Source organism: Alteromonas sp. BMJM2 (genome assembly GCF_027257845.1).
Taxonomy (GTDB): Bacteria; Pseudomonadota; Gammaproteobacteria; order Enterobacterales; family Alteromonadaceae; genus Alteromonas.
On the sequence record NZ_JAPVOT010000062.1, the window covers coordinates 1 to 667 of the forward strand.

The window sequence follows — 667 nt, forward strand, 5'->3', positions numbered from 1 at the left end:
CAACTCCTAAACCATCAGCAGACATGTCTGAAAAAGAGCTCAGAGAAGAATTGGATTATCTACGTGCAGAGAACGCAGTCTTAAAAAAGTTAGAAGCCTTGGCTCAAGCCAGAAAGAAAAAAGCAAAGACAAAACGATAGTTGTCGAAGAGCTCAAGGCAAAATACAGCTTACAACACTTATTAAAGGTCACAGGGCTTCCCAAAAGCGTGTATTACTACCAGCGTAATACACTGAATCGGCCTTGTTCCAATAATGACTTGCGCGTGAAAATACGTGATATCTATCACAAGCATAAAGGGCGATACGGCTATCGTAGGATAACTTACGCGCTAAGGGCGACGGGCTTAGTGGTTAACCATAAACGTGTACAGCGCTTGATGGGCGAGCTTGGCTTGAAATCAAAAGTCAGACCTAAACGCTACAAGTCTTACAAAGGTGAAGTCGGTAGAATCGCTGAAAATGTTCTTCAACGTGAGTTCACGGCAAAAAAGCCAAATCAAAAATGGGTGACCGATGTCACTGAATTTAAGGTCAATGGCCAGAAAGTATACCTGTCGCCGGTAATCGACCTGTTTAACCAAGAAGTGGTCAGCTATGAGGTGCGAACATCTGTCACGTTGCCCTTAGTCACTGACATGCTTAAAACCGCAACAGCAAAGCTGCTG

General features: G+C 43.9%; 2 pseudogenes. Both read left to right on the forward strand.

Annotation, left to right across the window (positions count from 1 at the left end):
• A pseudogene (locus tag O9X84_RS19550) lies at positions 1 to 140 on the forward strand (transposase); the annotation flags it as partial.
• Positions 95 to 667, forward strand: a pseudogene (locus O9X84_RS19555) (IS3 family transposase); the annotation flags it as partial. The pseudogenes O9X84_RS19550 and O9X84_RS19555, both read left to right, overlap by 46 nt.